The organism is Phenylobacterium sp. LjRoot97, assembly GCF_964254345.1.
GTDB lineage: Bacteria > Pseudomonadota > Alphaproteobacteria > Caulobacterales > Caulobacteraceae > Phenylobacterium.
The window spans coordinates 695,688-711,667 of the sequence record NZ_CAXUTH020000001.1; the positions used below are offsets into that span (position 1 = coordinate 695,688).

The 15,980-nt window shown below is 67.4% G+C and carries 14 protein-coding genes; 10 read left to right on the forward strand and 4 right to left on the reverse strand.

The window, feature by feature from the left end:
- Positions 1–103: 103 nt before the first annotated feature.
- The 3 genes from ACSQ2H_RS03370 (at position 104) to ACSQ2H_RS03380 (ending at position 5,256) form a co-directional block, all read left to right on the forward strand.
- Positions 104–1,882, forward strand: a complete 1,779-nt coding sequence (locus tag ACSQ2H_RS03370) for a type I secretion system permease/ATPase (protein ID WP_436060042.1) — start codon at positions 104–106, stop codon at positions 1,880–1,882.
- Complete coding sequence (locus ACSQ2H_RS03375) at positions 1,879–3,252, forward strand: HlyD family type I secretion periplasmic adaptor subunit (RefSeq protein WP_436060043.1); 1,374 nt, start codon at positions 1,879–1,881, stop codon at positions 3,250–3,252. Before ACSQ2H_RS03370 ends, ACSQ2H_RS03375 begins: the two co-directional genes overlap by 4 nt.
- Positions 3,253–3,471: 219 nt before the next feature.
- Complete coding sequence (locus ACSQ2H_RS03380; RefSeq protein ID WP_436060044.1) at positions 3,472–5,256, forward strand: calcium-binding protein; 1,785 nt, start codon at positions 3,472–3,474, stop codon at positions 5,254–5,256.
- Positions 5,257–5,577: 321 nt separating this feature from the next.
- Here ACSQ2H_RS03380 and ACSQ2H_RS03385 read toward each other — a convergent pair whose 3' ends face one another.
- Together ACSQ2H_RS03385 and ACSQ2H_RS03390 are read right to left on the reverse strand one after the other, a co-directional pair.
- Complete coding sequence (locus ACSQ2H_RS03385) at positions 5,578–6,651, reverse strand: M23 family metallopeptidase (RefSeq protein ID WP_436060045.1); 1,074 nt, start codon at positions 6,649–6,651, stop codon at positions 5,578–5,580.
- Between the two features lie 40 nt (positions 6,652–6,691).
- The gene (locus tag ACSQ2H_RS03390) at positions 6,692–7,411 is read right to left on the reverse strand and encodes a sulfotransferase domain-containing protein (RefSeq protein WP_436060046.1); all 720 of its coding nucleotides are present in this window, start codon (positions 7,409–7,411) and stop codon (positions 6,692–6,694) included.
- 165 nt (positions 7,412–7,576) lie between these two features.
- Between ACSQ2H_RS03390 and ACSQ2H_RS03395 the strand changes: the two genes are divergently transcribed.
- The 7 genes from ACSQ2H_RS03395 to ACSQ2H_RS03425 are packed head-to-tail and all read left to right on the forward strand — an operon-like array spanning position 7,577 to position 13,262.
- Positions 7,577–8,344 carry a cephalosporin hydroxylase family protein gene (locus ACSQ2H_RS03395; RefSeq protein ID WP_436060047.1) on the forward strand — a complete coding sequence of 256 codons (768 nt, stop codon included), beginning with the start codon at positions 7,577–7,579 and terminating at the stop codon, positions 8,342–8,344.
- Between the two features lie 2 nt (positions 8,345–8,346).
- Positions 8,347–9,120, forward strand: a complete 774-nt coding sequence (gene rfbF, locus ACSQ2H_RS03400) for a glucose-1-phosphate cytidylyltransferase (protein WP_436060048.1) — start codon at positions 8,347–8,349, stop codon at positions 9,118–9,120.
- Entirely contained in the window at positions 9,117–10,175 is a 1,059-nt protein-coding gene (gene rfbG / locus ACSQ2H_RS03405) for a CDP-glucose 4,6-dehydratase (protein WP_436060049.1), read from the forward strand. Before rfbF ends, rfbG begins: the two co-directional genes overlap by 4 nt.
- On the forward strand, positions 10,175–11,416 hold the full coding sequence (locus ACSQ2H_RS03410; protein WP_436060050.1) for a methyltransferase domain-containing protein: 1,242 nt from the start codon (positions 10,175–10,177) through the stop codon (positions 11,414–11,416). The genes rfbG and ACSQ2H_RS03410 overlap by 1 nt, the downstream gene beginning before the upstream one ends.
- Complete coding sequence (rfbC, locus tag ACSQ2H_RS03415; protein ID WP_436060051.1) at positions 11,416–11,952, forward strand: dTDP-4-dehydrorhamnose 3,5-epimerase; 537 nt, start codon at positions 11,416–11,418, stop codon at positions 11,950–11,952. Before ACSQ2H_RS03410 ends, rfbC begins: the two co-directional genes overlap by 1 nt.
- Before the next feature lie 9 nt (positions 11,953–11,961).
- Positions 11,962–12,453 (forward strand): acyltransferase, encoded by a 492-nt coding sequence (locus tag ACSQ2H_RS03420; protein WP_436060052.1) that lies wholly within the window; start codon positions 11,962–11,964, stop codon positions 12,451–12,453.
- Positions 12,450–13,262: an NAD-dependent epimerase/dehydratase family protein gene (locus ACSQ2H_RS03425; RefSeq protein ID WP_436060053.1), complete on the forward strand. Its 813-nt coding sequence runs from the start codon at positions 12,450–12,452 to the stop codon at positions 13,260–13,262. The genes ACSQ2H_RS03420 and ACSQ2H_RS03425 overlap by 4 nt, the downstream gene beginning before the upstream one ends.
- Here ACSQ2H_RS03425 and ACSQ2H_RS03430 read toward each other — a convergent pair.
- The gene (locus ACSQ2H_RS03430) at positions 13,259–15,574 is read right to left on the reverse strand and encodes an O-linked N-acetylglucosamine transferase family protein (protein ID WP_436060054.1); all 2,316 of its coding nucleotides are present in this window, start codon (positions 15,572–15,574) and stop codon (positions 13,259–13,261) included. The genes ACSQ2H_RS03425 and ACSQ2H_RS03430 overlap by 4 nt on opposite strands.
- A gap of 95 nt (positions 15,575–15,669) precedes the next feature.
- Positions 15,670–15,936 carry a SemiSWEET family sugar transporter gene (locus ACSQ2H_RS03435; protein ID WP_436060055.1) on the reverse strand — a complete coding sequence of 89 codons (267 nt, stop codon included), beginning with the start codon at positions 15,934–15,936 and terminating at the stop codon, positions 15,670–15,672.
- Between the last annotated feature and the right edge of the window lie 44 nt (positions 15,937–15,980).

Below are 15,980 nucleotides of genomic sequence, written 5' to 3' on the forward strand. Positions count from 1 at the left end.
AATTTTCGCGTTCGCGAGCGCCATTGACATCCTTAAGAGGCCCGATCATGTGTCGCGCGTTTTTGGCGCAATCCGCCTTAGACTTCGAGCACCTATTTCGGCCATGGTCACTCCGGCCATCGGCGGCGACCATCCACGGAACGGCGCGGCGCGCATGAAGATTTTCAATCCGTTCGCGGATATGCCCGACAATCCGCTCACCCGAGCGATCAAGGAAGGGTACAAGCCGCTCGCCTACGCTGGCGGCTTCAGCTTGGTTTCGAACCTGCTGTACCTGGCCCTGCCGATTTTCACCTTCCAGATCTATGGCCGCGTGCTGTCCAGTTACAGCGTGCCGACCCTGCTGGTCCTGACCTTCATGGTCATGTTGGCCTTCCTGATCTCGGGCTTGATTGATGATTTCCGCGCCAAGGTGCTGATCAACTACGGCGTGATCATGGATCAACGGGTGTCGGGCCGCGTGTTCTCGGCGCTGTTCGATACGGTCATCCGCGGCAATCCGTCGGCGCGCTCGCAGGCGCTGCGCGACCTCGACGGGTTCCGCCAGATGCTGACCGGCCCGGCGTTCGGCACCATGTTCGACCTGCCGTGGATGCCGGTGTTCATGATCGTGCTGCTGATCATCGACCCGATCATCGGCTTGGTGACGATCGGCGGCGCGGTGCTGCTGTTCCTCATCACCCTCTTCCAGGACCGGGCGACGCGTCCGGCGCTGAAGGAAGCCAACGAAGCGGCCCTGCGCAGCTACGCCTTCACGGACGCGGCCCTGCGCAATGGCGAGGTCGTGCGAGCGATGGGCATGGTCGAGCCGCTGGGTTCGCGCTGGGCCACGTTCCGCTCGATCACCATGGAGCGCAGCGCCAGCGCCAGCGAGCGCGCCAGCATCATCAGCAACATCAGCAAGTTCGTGCGTCAGGCGATCCAGGTGCTGATCATCGCCATCGGCGCCTATCTGGTGGTCAAGGGCAAGATCCACTCGGGCCTGCTGTTCGCCAACATGATCCTGGCGGCCCGCGCGCTGCAGCCGATCGAGCGCTTGGTCGGCTCCTGGGACGCCCTGACCAACGGCTATCGCTCATATCAGCGGCTCAACTCGCTGTTCGCCGACTACCGGCCGACCAAGCTCGCGACGACTCTGCCTAAGCCGCTGGGCCAACTGTCGGTCGAGGGCGTGAACTTCGCGCCGCAGGGCGCCACGCGCTTCGTGCTGCAAGGCGTCAACTTCAAGATCGAACCGGGCGAGATGCTCGGGATCATCGGCCCGTCGGGGGCCGGCAAGTCGTCGTTGGCCCGCCTGATGGTCGGTATCTGGCAGCCGAACAACGGCAACGTCCGCCTCGATGGCGCCGACGTCTACACCTGGGATCGCGGCGACTTCGGCCGTCACGTGGGTTACCTGCCGCAGGACACTGAGCTGTTTTCCGGCAGCATTCGCGACAACATCGCCCGCTTCCGCGCCGACGTAGACGACGAGCAGGTGGTTCGCGCCGCCCAGGTGGCCGGCGTCCACCAGCTGATCCTGCGGCTGCCGAACGGCTACGACACCGATCTTGGCGAATCCGGTCACGTGCTGTCGGCCGGCCAGCGTCAGCGCGTGGGTCTGGCCCGGGCGCTGCTCGGCAATCCGCGGCTGATCGTGCTCGACGAGCCGAACGCCGCCCTCGACGCCGAAGGCGAAGAGGCGCTGGTCAAGGCGCTCGATGCGTTGAAGGCCGGCGGCTCGACGATCGTGATCGTCTCCCACAAGCCGAGCGTGTTCCGCTCGGCCGACAAGATGTTGATGCTGCGTGACGGCCGGATGGAGATGTTCGGGCCGCGCGACCAGGTCATGGCGCGGGTCGTCCAACCCGCTGCCCCGCGTGCGATCGAGGCCGGCCGATGAAAATGGATTTCAACGCGCCGAAGCCTTACGTCACCCCGCAGTTCGACGATAAGGACCTCGTTCCGCTCGATCCGGTCCTGGCGCAACGCATGCGCCGCCCGATCATGGCCGGCGCGGCGGTGGTCGGCGTGTTCGTGGTCGGCCTGACGCTGTTCGCGGCGGTGGCCAAGGTCGACAGCGCCGTCGTCGCGCCGGGCGTCGTGCGGGTCGAAGACAATCGCAAGACCATCCGCCACCGCGAGGGCGGCACGATCAAGTCGATCAACGTCAAGGAAGGCCAGCACGTTCGCCAGAACCAGGTGCTGCTGACCTTCGACGAGGTGCAGCCGCGCGCCAGCACCGACGTCCTGCAGAATCAGTACGACACCCTGACCGCGCAATTGGCGCGCTTCCAGGCCGAGGCGACGGATCAGAAGACGCTGGTGATTCCGGCCGAGCTGACCGCCCGCGCGCCCAACGATCCGCGAGTCGCGGGAATCATCCGCGACCAGGAGTTCCTGTTCACCTCACGCCTGCAGTTCTTCGAGACCCAGGGCGCGGTGCTCGCGCAGAAGCTGCAGCAGCTCGAGACCCAGATCGGCGGCGTCCAGGCGCAGGTCGACGCAGTGCGCGAATCGGACCGCCTGACCCGCGAGGAGCTGGCCGGCTATCAGACGCTCTACGAGAAGGGCTACGCGCCCAAGACCCTGATCCTGCGCTATCAGCGCTCGCTGGCCGACTTGGCCGGCCGCAAGGGCCAGCTGATCGCCGAGATCACCCGCCTGCGCGAGCAGATCGGCGAGACTCGCCTGCAGATCACCACGCTCAAGGAACAGCGCATCACCCAGGCGGCCGAAGGTCTGCGCCAGATGCAGACCGGCCTGGCTGAGGCGACGCCGAAGCTGGCCGCCGCCCGCCAGATGCTGAACGCCGCGACCGTGCGTTCGCCGGCCGATGGTTACGTCCTCGACCTGACCCAGTTCACCATCGGCGGCATCGTCGCCCCCGGGGAGCGGTTGATGAGCGTGGTTCCGGCCAATGCGCCGCTGATCGTCACCGGACGAATCAAGCCGCAGGACGTCGATGTCGTGAAGCCGGGAATGAAGGCCCGCGTCCGACTCTCGGCCTTCAATTCGCGTCGGACGCCGCCGGTGGACGCCACCGTCGTGACGGTTTCCGCCGACCAGCTGGCCGACGAGAAGACCGGCGAGGGTTACTTCCGCGTCGACCTCAAGATCGATCCGCAGGAGCTCGTGAAGCTGCCCAAGGGCGACAAGCTGACCCCCGGCATGCCGGCTGAGACCATGATTGTTACAGGCAATCGCTCGATCCTGTCCTACGTGGTGAGCCCGCTGACGGACACCATCCGGGACGCCCTGCGCGAGGACTGATCCGTTAACAATTGGTGTTCAGGAAGCGCAGCCGTGAAGGGGGTTTGCACCCGTTTTTGGTGTTGCGCATCAACCGAGGTTCCGATACGTCTTCCTCGGGCTCGTTTAACCTTCGCCACGACCTTGTTGTGACCGAAGGCAAGGACCGCTGGGACCGCTCCATTGGAAAATGGTGGCCAGGCGTTTCGGGGGTCCATGTGACACAGACTGGAGAGAAGCATGGCTAACTACTTCTTTGAGACGATTACGGCGGCGGACGCCCTGAAGTTCAGCTCCGCCACCGATCAGCTCATCTTCACCACCGCGACCGCGACCGCTTCGGCCGTGTCGGTGGTGATCAACGCCGCGACCGCGACGACCCCGGAAACCATCTCGCTGAGCTTCGGCGGCCGCACCGTCGTGTTCGGCACCACGTTCTACGGCGAAACCCCGGTCTTCCCGGACGGTTCGGTGTTCTTCCTCGGCGACTCGGCCTCGACGGCGGCTGACACCGTCGCCGGCGGCGCCGGCGGCGACGTGATCTGGGGTGGCGACGGCACCGACAGCCTGACCGGCAGCGGTGGCAATGACTACCTGCAAGGCAATAAGGGCAACGACACCCTGGACGGCGGCGCGGGCAACGACACCCTGCTCGGCGGTCAAGGCGATGACGTCATCGGTGACTCCGCTGGTTCGAACTACATCCATGGCAACATGGGCAACGACAGCATCACCGGCGGCTCCGGCGCCGACCTGATCTATGGCGGCCAAGGCAACGACACCATCGTCGCTGGCGCCGGCACGGATACGGTCTACGCTGACGCCGGCAACGACAGTGTCGACGGCGGCGCGGGCAATGACACCCTGTTCGGCCTGGCCGGCACCGACACCCTCGCGGGCGGCGCTGGCGACGACAGCATCGATGGTGGCGACGACGCCGACAATATCGACGGCGGTGACGGCAACGACACCCTGTTCGGTGGTCAAGGCGCTGACAGCATCGTCGGCGGCCTGGGCAACGACAACATCAACGGCAACACCGGCAACGACACCATTTCGGGCGGTGACGGCAACAACACCATCTCGGGTGGCCAGGACAACGACGTCATCACCGTGGGTGACGGCAATCATTGGCTCCATGGCAACATGGGCGATGACAACGTGACCGGCGGCACGGGCAACGACACCATCTACGGCGGTCAAGGCAACGACACCCTCGTGGCTGGCGACGGCGCCAACCAAGTCTACGGCGACCTGGGCAACGACAACATCACCGCGGGTGCAGGTGCTGACACCGTCTACGGCGGCGCTGGCAACGACACCATCGACGCGGGCGCTGGCAACAACTTCGTTGATGGCGGCGACGGCACCGACACCATCACCGTCGGCAACGGCAACAACACCATCGCTGGTGGCGCTGGCGACGACACGATCAACGTCGGCACCGGTGCGAACACGGTTGACGGCGGCGACGGCAACGACGTCATCACCGCGGCCGGCGGCGGCACCGCCAGCAACACCCTGACCGGCGGCGCCGGCAACGACACCATCACCGGTGGCGCTGCGGCCGACACGATCTCGGGTGGCGACGGCAACGACCAACTGGTCGGTGGCGCTGGCAACGACGTCATCGGTGGCGGTGCGGGTGATGACACCATCACCGGCGGCGCCGGCAAGGACACCCTGACGGGTGGCGCTGGCAACGACACCTTCGTGTTCGGTGCGAGCGACTCGAGCGCGGTGGCTGGCGAACTCGACCAGATCAACGGCTGGGAAGTGGGCGACAAGCTCGACCTGACCGTGGCGGTCACTTCGGGCACCTACACCGAGATCACCTCGGCTGACTACGCGTCGGCCAAGGCGACCGCGGACGCCCTGCTGAACGGCGCCATCAACGTGGTGTCGGCCCAGATCGGCAACGACGTGGTGGTGTTCGTCAGCACCGCCGCTGGCGGTGGTGCGGAATCGGCCATCGCTCTGGTCGGCGCCAACCTCGGCCAGATCAGCGAGACCAACTTCATCTAAGGTCTTCAGACCTTAGGAGAATTGAGGGCCGTCCTTCGGGGCGGCCCTTTTTTCGTGCGCGTCATCCAGGGCCGCGCGGCGGTCTGCGGCAGAGGTCGGATGAGATTGTCGGGAAAGCGCCAGCGCTGCATGTCGCCCAAAAAGAAATCGGGCGGCGAAGCTGGTGCTTCACCGCCCGATCAAAGCGACACAGCCATGGAGAGCAAGGCTGACACTGAACTGTAACGCATCGCGACTCAGCCGCCTAGAGGGGCGGCCGGCCTGCAAGCGTGTCTAACGGATTTGTGAGCGGCGCTGTGACGCACGCGGCGTCCATCAGCCTTAAAGCCGGACCTCGAAACTCCGGCTGATCGCGATCTTTCCATCGCGCCTGACCACATAGGTCGCCTTGTACGCGCCCGGCGCCCACGGCGATCCGCCGGCGCGCTTGCCGGTGAACATCATGTATTGGGCCTTGGCGCGGTCGAGCGGCGGCTGCGCGCCTGTGGCCAGCGCCTTGCCGTCCGGGCCGACGATGGTCAGCTCCTGCACGTCGCCGCCGCGCAGATTGATCGCCCGCACATAGGCGATGAGCATCGGGGAGGCGCCGGTCGGAGGCGCGATCCCGCCCGCCTCGATCGTCTCCATCGACACCGGAGCGGCGGCGAAGCCGGTGTTCAGCACCACGCCCGGCTTGTAGGCCATCGCCTGGGCCGCCGCCGGCGTCCACAGACTGGCCGGAGGATTGGGTCCCGCGCAGGTTCCATTCGGCAGGTTTGGCGCGGAAGGGTCCACCATCTCGCCGTTACGCCGCACCGTGACGTGGGCGTGCGGATACTCGGTGTTGCCCGAAAGGCCGATGAGCGCGAGCGGTTGACCGGAGGTCACCAGGTCGCCGACCTTCACCTTCCGGCTGCCCTTGGCGACGTGGCAGTACTGGGTCTCCCAGCCATCGCCGTGATCCACCACCACGCCATTGCCGCAGTCCTGGCCGCCCAGGGCCGCCCGGCCGATCTTGGTCACCGACACGTCCTCGACCCCGTCACGCAGACGAGCGACCCGGCCGTCGGCGGCGGCCAGCACCGCCACCCCGGCCCGCTGCGCCGCCATGTCCAGGATGCGGATATCGACGCCGCCATGCGCGTCGTAGGTGTTGGAGCCGCAGCGATAGTCCTGCACGCCGGGCCCCGGATCTCGGTCGACATAGTTTTGGACCTCGCAGTCCCGGCCAACGGTACAGGCCACCGGGAAGGCCAGGCGCGGTCCGTCGGCTGGAGCGGGTGCGGGTTGCGCCGCCGTCGCCGCGGCCGGCTTGTCGTTCGGCGCCGCCCTGGCGCGGCCGCCGTCGTCCGGCGGCGTACAGGCGGCCAGCACGCCGGCCAGGATGAGCGGAACGGGTTTCAGGGCGACCTGCATGGCCGTGACCCTCGCGGCTAGGCGGGGCCGCAATGTGGCGTCACCAGAACGAAACGCCGGTCAGCCGCGCCAGCCGCGCCATGTCGTCGGCGTAGATCTCGCGCAGATAGGCGACGTCTGCGGCCGGAAGCTCGGCCCCGACATCCTGGCCCACATGCACGTCGCGATGTTCGACGGCGCCTCGCGGCGGCGCGCCGAGGAAGCTCCCGACAGCATCGAGCGTCGCGCCCGGGTTCTGCCGCAGATCGTCGGCCTGCAGCAACAGCACCTGCTCGCGGGGGAACAGGCGAAACAGCCGCTCGACCTGCTCGCCGTAGAAGCCGCGTTCGACATAGGAGAACTCGCGGTGCGCGCCCCAGGGCTCGGCGTCGAACAGCCGCCGCCGCCCCTGGCGGATGCACCACGAGAACGGGTGCGTCTCGACCCCGCGCGAGGTCTCCATCCGCCAGTGCGACCAGGCCCGCTCGACCGGATCGCGCAGCATGACGATCAGCCGGACAGCGGGGTTGTAGGCCGCGATCCGAGCCAGACTGCGCGGCCAGTAGAAATAGATCGGCGTCGCCTCGCCACGGATCGCCTGTCGCTCCCACTCGAACTGCGCGTGATAGGGGGCGTAGTCCGGCGCGGCCCAATCGACCGACTCATCGTCGAAGAAGTGGACTTCCTTGACCTTCGACAGCGAGTACGCCGGATCGTCGGACAGGTAGTCGAACAGCGCCGTCGTACCCGCCTTCTGCACCCCGGCGATGATGAAGTTCACGCGCGACGCCAAACCCGGCCCCCAAATCATCTCGCTCGCGGCGATCGGTCCTTGGATACGGCTTCATCGCGCAAACGACACGAGATAATAGAGGCATGATTTCGCTGTCGGGGCGGGCAGGCTATCTCCTTACCCCGACGCATCCGCACAAAAGGCCTGAAGAACTTGATCACCACCATCGACGAAGAGCGCGGCGAGGTCATCGTCAAGAACGGCGAGACCGAGGTTCGTCACAGCCTGGCGAGCGCCGAAGGCTTTGCCGCCGCGTCCAAGGCCTGGCTGCGCGCCACCTGGGATTCGAAATACGTCTACTCGTTCGCCTGGATGGGGCGTCCGATCATCCAGCTGCCGGAAGACATGATTCGCCTGCAGGAGGTGATCTACGCCCTCCAGCCCGACGTCCTGGTTGAAACCGGCGTCGCCCACGGCGGCTCGCTGATCTTCTATGCCTCGCTGTTCGAGGCGATGGGCAAGGGCCGCGTCGTCGGCGTCGACATCGAGATCCGCCCGCACAACCGTGCCGCCATCGAGGCGCATCCGATGAAGAAGCGCATCGAGCTCATCGAAGGCTCGTCGACTGCGCCGGAAGTCCTCGACCAGGTCAAGGCGCTGATCAAGCCGGGCGAGAAGGTGCTGGTCGTCCTCGACTCCAACCACACCCACGCCCACGTCCTCGAAGAGCTGCGCCTCTACGGCGATCTGATCGAGGTCGGCTCTTATGTCGTCGCCACCGACGGCATCATGGCCCAGGTGAAGGGCGGCCCGCGTACGGGCGACGACTGGGATTGGAACAACCCGCAAAAGGCGGTCCACGACTTCGTGGCGCAGGACAAGCGCTTCATCGTCGAAGAGCCGGCCTTCCCGTTCAATGAGGGCGTGGTGACCGAGCGCGTGACCTACTGGCCCGACGCCTTCGTCAAGCGGATCGCCTGAGCATGAAGGTCGTCCTGCTGGCCGGCGGTCTGGGCACGCGGATCTCCGAGGAAAGCCACCTCAAGCCCAAGCCCATGATCGAGGTGGGCGGACGGCCGATCCTCTGGCACATCATGAAGCTGTACTCGCACTACGGCTTCAACGATTTCATCGTGTGCCTGGGCTACAAGGGCTACGTGGTGAAGGAGTACTTCGCCAACTACGTCCTGCATAACGCCGACCTGACCGTCGATCTGGCCAAGGGCAGCGTCGAGTACCACGCCACCAACCACGAGCCCTGGCGCGTGACCCTGGTCGACACCGGGGCCGACACCATGACCGGCGGCCGGCTGAAGCGCGTGGCGCAGTACCTCGACCCGAACGAGCCGTTCTGTCTGACCTATGGCGACGGGGTCAGCGACATCGACCTCGGCGCGCTGGTCGAATTCCACAAGGCGCACGGCAAGCAGGCGACGGTCAGCGCGGTTTCGCCGCCCGGCCGCTTCGGCGCGCTGGAGATCGTCGAGGGCGCAGTTCAGCGCTTCATCGAAAAGCCCCCGGGCGACAACGGCCTGATCAACGGCGGCTTCTTCGTGCTGGAGCCGCAGGTCGTCGAGCGCATCAAGGACGATTCGACCGTCTGGGAGCTCGAGCCGCTGGAAGGCCTGGCCCGCGACGGCCAGCTCATGGCCCGTCCGCACGACGGCTTCTGGGCGGCCATGGACACCCTGCGCGACAAGAACACGCTCGAGGCCCTCTGGGCGTCGGGCAAGGCGCCCTGGAAGCTCTGGGAATGACCCGCCCCAACCCCGCCTTCTGGGCGGGAAAACGCGTGCTGCTGACCGGCCACACCGGGTTCAAGGGCTCGTGGGCGGCGGTCTGGCTGGCTCAGATGGGCGCGCAGGTCACTGGTCTGTCCCTGGCGCCCGACCAGACCCCGGCCTTGTTCGACCAGGCCGGCGTCGCCGATCTGGTCGATTCGCACTTCGTCGATCTGCGCGACCAGGCCGCCGTCGAGGCGCTGGCCTCGGACCGGCAGTTCGACCTGGTGCTGCACATGGCGGCCCAACCGATCGTGCGGACTTCGATCGAGGACCCGGTCAGCACCTTCGCGTCCAACATCATGGGCACCGCCCACCTGCTGCAGGCGCTGCGCGCCCAGCCGGCCCTGGCGGCGGCCCTGGTCGTGACCTCGGACAAGGTCTACGCCAACAACGAACAGGGCAGGGCGTTCCAGGAAGCCGACGCGCTCGGGGGCAAGGACCCCTATTCGGCCTCCAAGGCGGCGGCCGAGATCGTCACCCAATCCTTCGCCCGCAGCTTCTACGAGAAGGCCGGCGTCCCGCTGGCCACCGCCCGCGGCGGCAACGTCATCGGCGGCGGCGACTTTTCCCGCGACCGGCTGGTGGCCGACATCGTCCGAGCCGGCCAGACCCAGGCCGTCGCTGTGTTGCGCCACCCCGAGGCGACGCGCCCCTGGCAGCATGTCCTGGACTGCGTCGCCGGCTACCTCGTCTATCTGGAGCGGCTGGCCACCGACCCGGCCGCGCCGCGCGCCCTGAACTTCGGCCCGCGTCCCGGCGGCCCGGAGGTCAGCGTCGGCGAACTCGCCACCCGCGCCACCCAGGCGCTCGGCGCCAAGCCCTGGCGCCACGAACCCGATCCCCACTCGCTGGAGGCCAAGTCTCTCGGCATCGACGCCAGCCTGGCCCGCCAGGTTCTCGGCTTCGAGAGCCGCCTGGACGCGCCCGCGGCGGTGGACTGGACCATGGACTGGTACCGCGCCCAGGCCGACGGCGGCGACGCCCTGGCCCTGATGCGCGACCAGATCTCGCGATACGAAAGCCTTTGATGACTGCTCCGACCTGCCGCTTCTGCCGCGCGCCGCTGACCCAGACCTTCCTCGACCTGGGCGATCAGCCGTTGGCCAATTCGTACCTGACGAAGGCCCAGCTGGAAGCCGGCAAGGAGGGCTTCTACCCGCTGCACACCCGCGTCTGCGGGAACTGCTTCCTGGTCCAGGCCGACGATCCGGTCGCCGCCGACGCCATCTTCGACGAGGGCTACGCCTACTTCTCGGCCTATTCGGAAAGCTGGGTGGCGCACGCCAAGCGCTATGCCGAGGCGATGGCCGAGCGGTTCCAACTGGGTCCGCAGTCGCTTGTCATCGAGGTCGCCTCGAACGACGGCTACCTGCTGCAGCATTTCAAGGCGATGGGCGTGCCGGTGCTGGGGATCGAGCCGACCGCCAACACCGCCGAGGTGGCGATCAAGGAGCGGGGAATTCCCACCGAGGTCACCTTCTTCAACGACGCCACCGGCCGCGACCTGAAGGCCCGCGGCGTCGCCGCCGACCTGATGGCTGGCAACAACGTCCTGGCCCACGTGCCGGACATCGGTGACTTCGTCGCCGGCTTCCAGCACGTGCTGAAGCCCGAAGGCGTGCTGACCTTCGAATTTCCCCACCTGCTGAACCTGATCGAGAAGGTCCAGTTCGACACCATCTATCACGAGCACTACTCGTATCTGTCGCTGCTGGCGGTGGAGAAGGTGCTGCGCGCCAACGGCCTGCGCCCGTTCGATGTCGAGCTGCTGGCGACCCACGGCGGCTCGCTGCGGCTGTTCTGCGCGCACGAGGCGTCCAGCCATCAGGAGACGCAGGCCCTGCGCGACCTGCGGGCCCGCGAGCAGGCGGCCAACCTGGACAAGCCGGCCGGCTACGAGGGCTTCGCCGCCCGCGTGGAGGAGGTCCGCCGCGGTTTCCTCGAGTTCCTCGCCAAGGCGAAGGCCGAAGGCAAGAGCGTCGCCGCCTACGGCGCGGCCGCCAAGGGCAACACCTTCCTGAACTATGCCGGCGTCACGCCCGCCGACATCGTCGCGGTGTTCGACGCCAACCCGCACAAGCAGGACCGCTTCCTGCCGGGCACGCACATCCCGATCCACGCCCCGGCCGCGATCGCCGACTTCAAGCCCGACTACGTGGTCATCCTGCCCTGGAACCTGAAGGACGAGATCATGGGCCAGCTGGCCTATATCCGTGACTGGGGCGGACAGTTCGTGACCGCCGCGCCGGACACCAAGGTCGTCGGCTGATGCGTTTCACGGCGACCGACATCGACGGCGTCGTGATCGTCGACCTCGACCTGATGAGCGACGAGCGCGGCGCATTCGCGCGCCTGCACTGCCCGGACGAGTTCGCGGCCGCCGGCCATCCTTTCGTCCCGCAGCAGACCAGCCTGTCGCGCAACGTCAGGGCCGGCACTCTGCGCGGCATGCACTACGAGGCCGCGCCGCACGAGGAGGCCAAGCTGGTGAGGGTGGTCCGTGGGCGGATTTTTGACGTCGCCGTCGACCTGCGCCCGGCCAGCCCGACCTACCGCCGCTGGACCGGGACCGAGCTGTCGGCCGACAACGGTCGCGCCCTGCTGATCGGCAAGGGTATGGCGCACGGCTTCATCACGCTGGAGGACGACACCGACGTCCTCTACCAGATCGACCGGATCTTCGAGCCCGGCCACGGCCGCGGCGCGCGCTGGAACGATCCGGCCATTGGCATCGAATGGCCGATGCAGCCGACGGTCATCTCGCAGCGGGATGCGGACTATCCCGACCTGGACGGCGCCGCCTAGACTGCCGCCATGCTGGACATCGATCCCACCGCCAAGATCTCACCGCTGGCCGACATCGAGCCCTCGGCCCGCGGCACCCTGATGCGCATCGGGGCGCGGACGATGGTCGACGCCTTCGTGAAGATCAAACCGGCCGGCGGCATGGGCGAACTGGTCATCGGCGCGGACTGCGCGATCAACTCCGGCACGGTGATCTACACGGGGAACGGCGTGAAGCTGGGCGATGCGGTGCTGATCGCCGCCAACTGCACCCTGGCGCCCACCAACCACGCCTTCGGCGACCGCGAGCGCCGGATCCGCGACCAGGGCTTCCTGCCGTCCAAGGGCGGCATCGTCATCGGCGACGACGTCTGGCTGGGCGCCAATGTCGTGGTGCTCGACGGGGCGGATATCGGGACCGGCTGCGTCGTCGCCGCCGGCGCGGTCGTGCGCGGCAAGCTGGAGCCCTATTCGATCTATGCCGGCGTGCCGGCCCAGCGCGTCGGCGCGCGCGGCGAATGAGCCGCTACACCGTCATCGGCGCCGGCGGCTTCATCGGCTCGCGCCTCGTCACGGCGCTGACTGCGCGCGGCGAGGAGGTTTATGCCCCGGCCCGCGGCGAAGCGGACCTGTTCACCCGCGATCTTGGCCGGGTCTTCTACTGCGCCGGGCTCACCGGCGATTTCATGGTCCGGCCCTACGACACGGTCGAGGCGCATGTCGGACTACTCAACGCGGTGCTGCGCGACGCGACCTTCGAGCGGCTGATCTATCTCTCCTCGACGCGGGTCTATGACAGCCTTGGCCCGCGCGGCGGCAAGGAGAGCGACGTCCTGGAGTTCGACGTCGCCGCGCCGCGCAACGTCTACGACCTCTCCAAGGCCCTGGGCGAGAACCTCTGCCTGGCGCGCTCGGGCGGCCGCGCGGCGGTGGCGCGGCTGGCCAACGTCTTCGACTGGACCGACGACGCCGGCGGCTTCCTGTCGGACCTGCTCAAGCGGGCGCGGCATGAGAAGGCCATCACCCTCGACAGTTCGCCTCAGGCCGGCCGCGATTACATCCATACGGGCGACGTGATCGCCGCGCTGCTGGCCATGGACGCGCAGGACGCCGACGGCGTCGTCAACATCGCCCGCGGCGAGTCCCTGTCGAACGGCGATGTCGCTGCGGTGATGGGCGAGGCCGGCTGGACCCTGACCCTCACCGGCCAGGGCGCGCCGCATGGGCCTGTGTGCGACATCACCCGGCTGCGGTCGTTGGGCGTTGAACCGAGGGACGCGCGCGCGGTCATCGCCGGGGCGCTCGCCGACCCCGGCTTCTTCCTCGGCTAGGCCGCGGCGGCGATCTTGCCGCTGGCCCGGGCCCGGGCCACGGCGCCCTCCAGCATCTCGTAGAAGTCGGCGGCGAACTGCTGGGTCTGGCCGAGCGGGCTGGCCTTCAGCATGTCGCGCAGGTTGACGCGCAGTTCGGCGCGGCGCACCGGATCCTTGGCCAGCCGCAGGGCGATCTCGACGAACTCGTCCGGCGTGCGCGCGCAGAGGTCGCCCAGGCCGGCGTTGGTCAGGATCGAGTAGCTGAGCCGCTCGAACATCGCCTCGCCGACCAGGGTCACCGCCGGCACGCCCATCCAAAGCGACTCGCAGGTGGTGGTGCCGCCGGTCTGCGGGAAGGTGTCCAGCGAGATGTCGATCTCGTTGTAGAACGGCAGGTGCGCGCCGCGGATGTCCTCGAACCGCACGCGCTCTTCGCCGACGCCTTCGGCCGCGAACAGCTCGAGCATGCTCTTGCGGAAGGTCGGCGTGCCACCTTCCGGCCGGATGAACAGGAACTGGGCGTTCTCGACCGCGGCGGTCACCCGCGCCCAGGTCCGCACCATCTCGCGGCTGTACTTGTAGGGGTTGTTGGCCGTCCCGAAGGTCAGGAAGCCCTTGCGCTGCTCGGGCGTACCCTCGGTGATCGGGCGGGGCGGGAAGGCCTGCTCGCCCATCGCGATCCAGCTCTTGGGCATCAGCAGCGGCTCTTCGATCAGCAGGTCGGGGCCGGTCGGCGCGACATAGGGATCGAGAATCAGGTGGTCGATGGTCTCGAGGCCCGCCGAGTGCGGATAGCCGAGCCAGCTGGCCTGCAGCGGCGCCGGCTTGAAGGCCATGACGCCGAGCTTGTTCATGTGGGTCGAACCGCCCAGTTCGATCAGCATGTCGAGCTGGTCGTTGGCGATCATCTGGGCCGCGTCGCGGTCGCTGATGTCCTTTTCCCAGCGGAAGGCGTCGACCAGCTCGACGATCCGGGTCTGGGTCTGATCGGCGTTGTCGCCCTGGAAGTAGGAGTAGCAGTAGACCTCGAAGCGGCTGCGATCGAGGTGCTGGAACAGCGGCATGGCGAAGTAGGCGACCGGGTGGTTGCGCAGGTCCGACGACATGAAGCCGATCCGCAGCTTGCCATTGTCGGGCCGCGGAGCCGGACGCTCGATCGGCCAGCGCTCGACCGTCTTGGCGACGGCGCGGCCCCAGACCCGGTGCATCTCCAGCAGGTCCAGGCGGTCCTCCTGGCCGGTGATCCGCGCCAGGTGGCCGAGCAGGGCGGTATGCTTGCCCGAGCTGGCCCAGCCGTGGCCGACCTCCGAGAAGCTGCCGAGCATGTCGGCGGTGTCGTAGTCGCCCAGGCGGATCAGGATCTCCAGCGCCACCTTCTGGCCCGACGGGGTCAGCTTGACGGTCGGGTCGAGCGCCTCCTTGAGGATCTGGTAGGCGCGCTCGAGGTGCTCGGCCTCATTGCCGTAGCGCGAGCGGGCCAGGCTCTCGGCGAGCGCGATGCGGTACTCGAAGTTGTTGGGCGCGAGCTTGAGCGAGATCTCCATGTGCTCGTTGCCGCGCTTGCGGTCGTAGTCGCTGATCACGCCGCCCAGCTGGTGGTGGAGCCAGCCCTGGTCGTCGAACCGATCGCGCAGCGAGATCAGATAGGCCTCGGCGTCGCGCAGGCGGCCCGAGCGGCGCAGCGAGGTCGTGCGCGCCTCGCACAGCCGGACGGTGTCGGGATTGATCGCCAGCGCCTGGTCGACCACGGTCAGGGCCTCGGGATAGCCGTGGCGCTCTGAGGTGACCGCGGCCAGGTCGAGCCAGGCGTCGATGTAGTCGGGCTTCAGCTTCACCGCGAGGTTCAGCCGCATCGTCGCCTTGTCCAGGTCGGCGGAGAACCAGTAGGCGCGGCCCAGATTGCGCTGGGCCTCGGCCGAGCTCGGCTGCAGGCGGACGATCTTGGTGAACACCTCCACCGCGGCCGGGCCGTTGCGCATGTCATTGTAGACGTTGCCGCGGTTGCTGAGCGCCGAGGTGTTCTTGGGATTGATCTTCTCGGCCAGGCGAAACGCCTTGATCGCCTCGTCGAACTTCTTGGCCCGGCGATAGGAGACGCCCAGCACGTTCCAGAGATCGTAGTCCTTCGGGTACAGCTCCGTCCCGACCGCGGCCCAGCGGCCCATCTGCTCGATGCGGTTGTTGCGGAACAGCATGGCGGTGAGGTTGCGATAGACCCCGACCGGAGCCTTGGGATCGCGCTCCAGTTCGGCTTCGATCAGCCGCATGCCCTCTTCGAAGTTTCCAGCCTTCAGGGCGGCTTCGGCGGGTGCGAATCTATCGATCGACATCAAGACTTCCTGTTGGCGCGGGCGTCGCGGCGGATCGCCACTCGAAGTGGGCGGCAATCTAGTGAGGGCCGCCCGCGGCGCCAACTATGGCGCGTTTATCGGTCGCGGTAGCGCCACTTCAGGCTCAGGATCACCGCCGACAGCATCAGGCAGACGCTGTTGGCCCCGATCACAGGCCAGCTGCCGGTCAGGACGCCATAGACCGTCCAGAGGCTGAAACCGGTGACGGTCACCACATACATCCGCAGGCTGATCGAGGAGGCGTCCTTCTCGCGCCAGATCTTGATGATCTGCGGCGTGAAACTCGCCATCGAGCACAGCGCCGCAGCGGTTCCGACGATGTCGGCGAGTGACAGGGCCATGGCCGCAGAACGGCCCGCCGCGGCCGAGGTTGCGCGCACGAAGA

Excerpts from the sequence above, each read along its gene's own strand:
- ACSQ2H_RS03370 (WP_436060042.1), top strand. The coding sequence starts at position 104 with ATGGTCACTCCGGCCATCGGCGGCGACCATCCACGGAACGGCGCGGCG.
- ACSQ2H_RS03375 (WP_436060043.1), top strand. The coding sequence starts at position 1,879 with ATGAAAATGGATTTCAACGCGCCGAAGCCTTACGTCACCCCGCAGTTC.
- ACSQ2H_RS03380 (WP_436060044.1), top strand. The coding sequence starts at position 3,472 with ATGGCTAACTACTTCTTTGAGACGATTACGGCGGCGGACGCCCTGAAG.
- ACSQ2H_RS03385 (WP_436060045.1), bottom strand. The coding sequence starts at position 6,651 with ATGCAGGTCGCCCTGAAACCCGTTCCGCTCATCCTGGCCGGCGTGCTG.
- rfbF (WP_436060048.1), top strand. The coding sequence starts at position 8,347 with ATGAAGGTCGTCCTGCTGGCCGGCGGTCTGGGCACGCGGATCTCCGAG.
- rfbG (WP_436060049.1), top strand. The coding sequence starts at position 9,117 with ATGACCCGCCCCAACCCCGCCTTCTGGGCGGGAAAACGCGTGCTGCTG.
- ACSQ2H_RS03410 (WP_436060050.1), top strand. The coding sequence starts at position 10,175 with ATGACTGCTCCGACCTGCCGCTTCTGCCGCGCGCCGCTGACCCAGACC.
- rfbC (WP_436060051.1), top strand. The coding sequence starts at position 11,416 with ATGCGTTTCACGGCGACCGACATCGACGGCGTCGTGATCGTCGACCTC.
- ACSQ2H_RS03420 (WP_436060052.1), top strand. The coding sequence starts at position 11,962 with ATGCTGGACATCGATCCCACCGCCAAGATCTCACCGCTGGCCGACATC.
- ACSQ2H_RS03425 (WP_436060053.1), top strand. The coding sequence starts at position 12,450 with ATGAGCCGCTACACCGTCATCGGCGCCGGCGGCTTCATCGGCTCGCGC.
- ACSQ2H_RS03430 (WP_436060054.1), bottom strand. The coding sequence starts at position 15,574 with ATGTCGATCGATAGATTCGCACCCGCCGAAGCCGCCCTGAAGGCTGGA.
- ACSQ2H_RS03435 (WP_436060055.1), bottom strand. The coding sequence starts at position 15,936 with ATGGCCCTGTCACTCGCCGACATCGTCGGAACCGCTGCGGCGCTGTGC.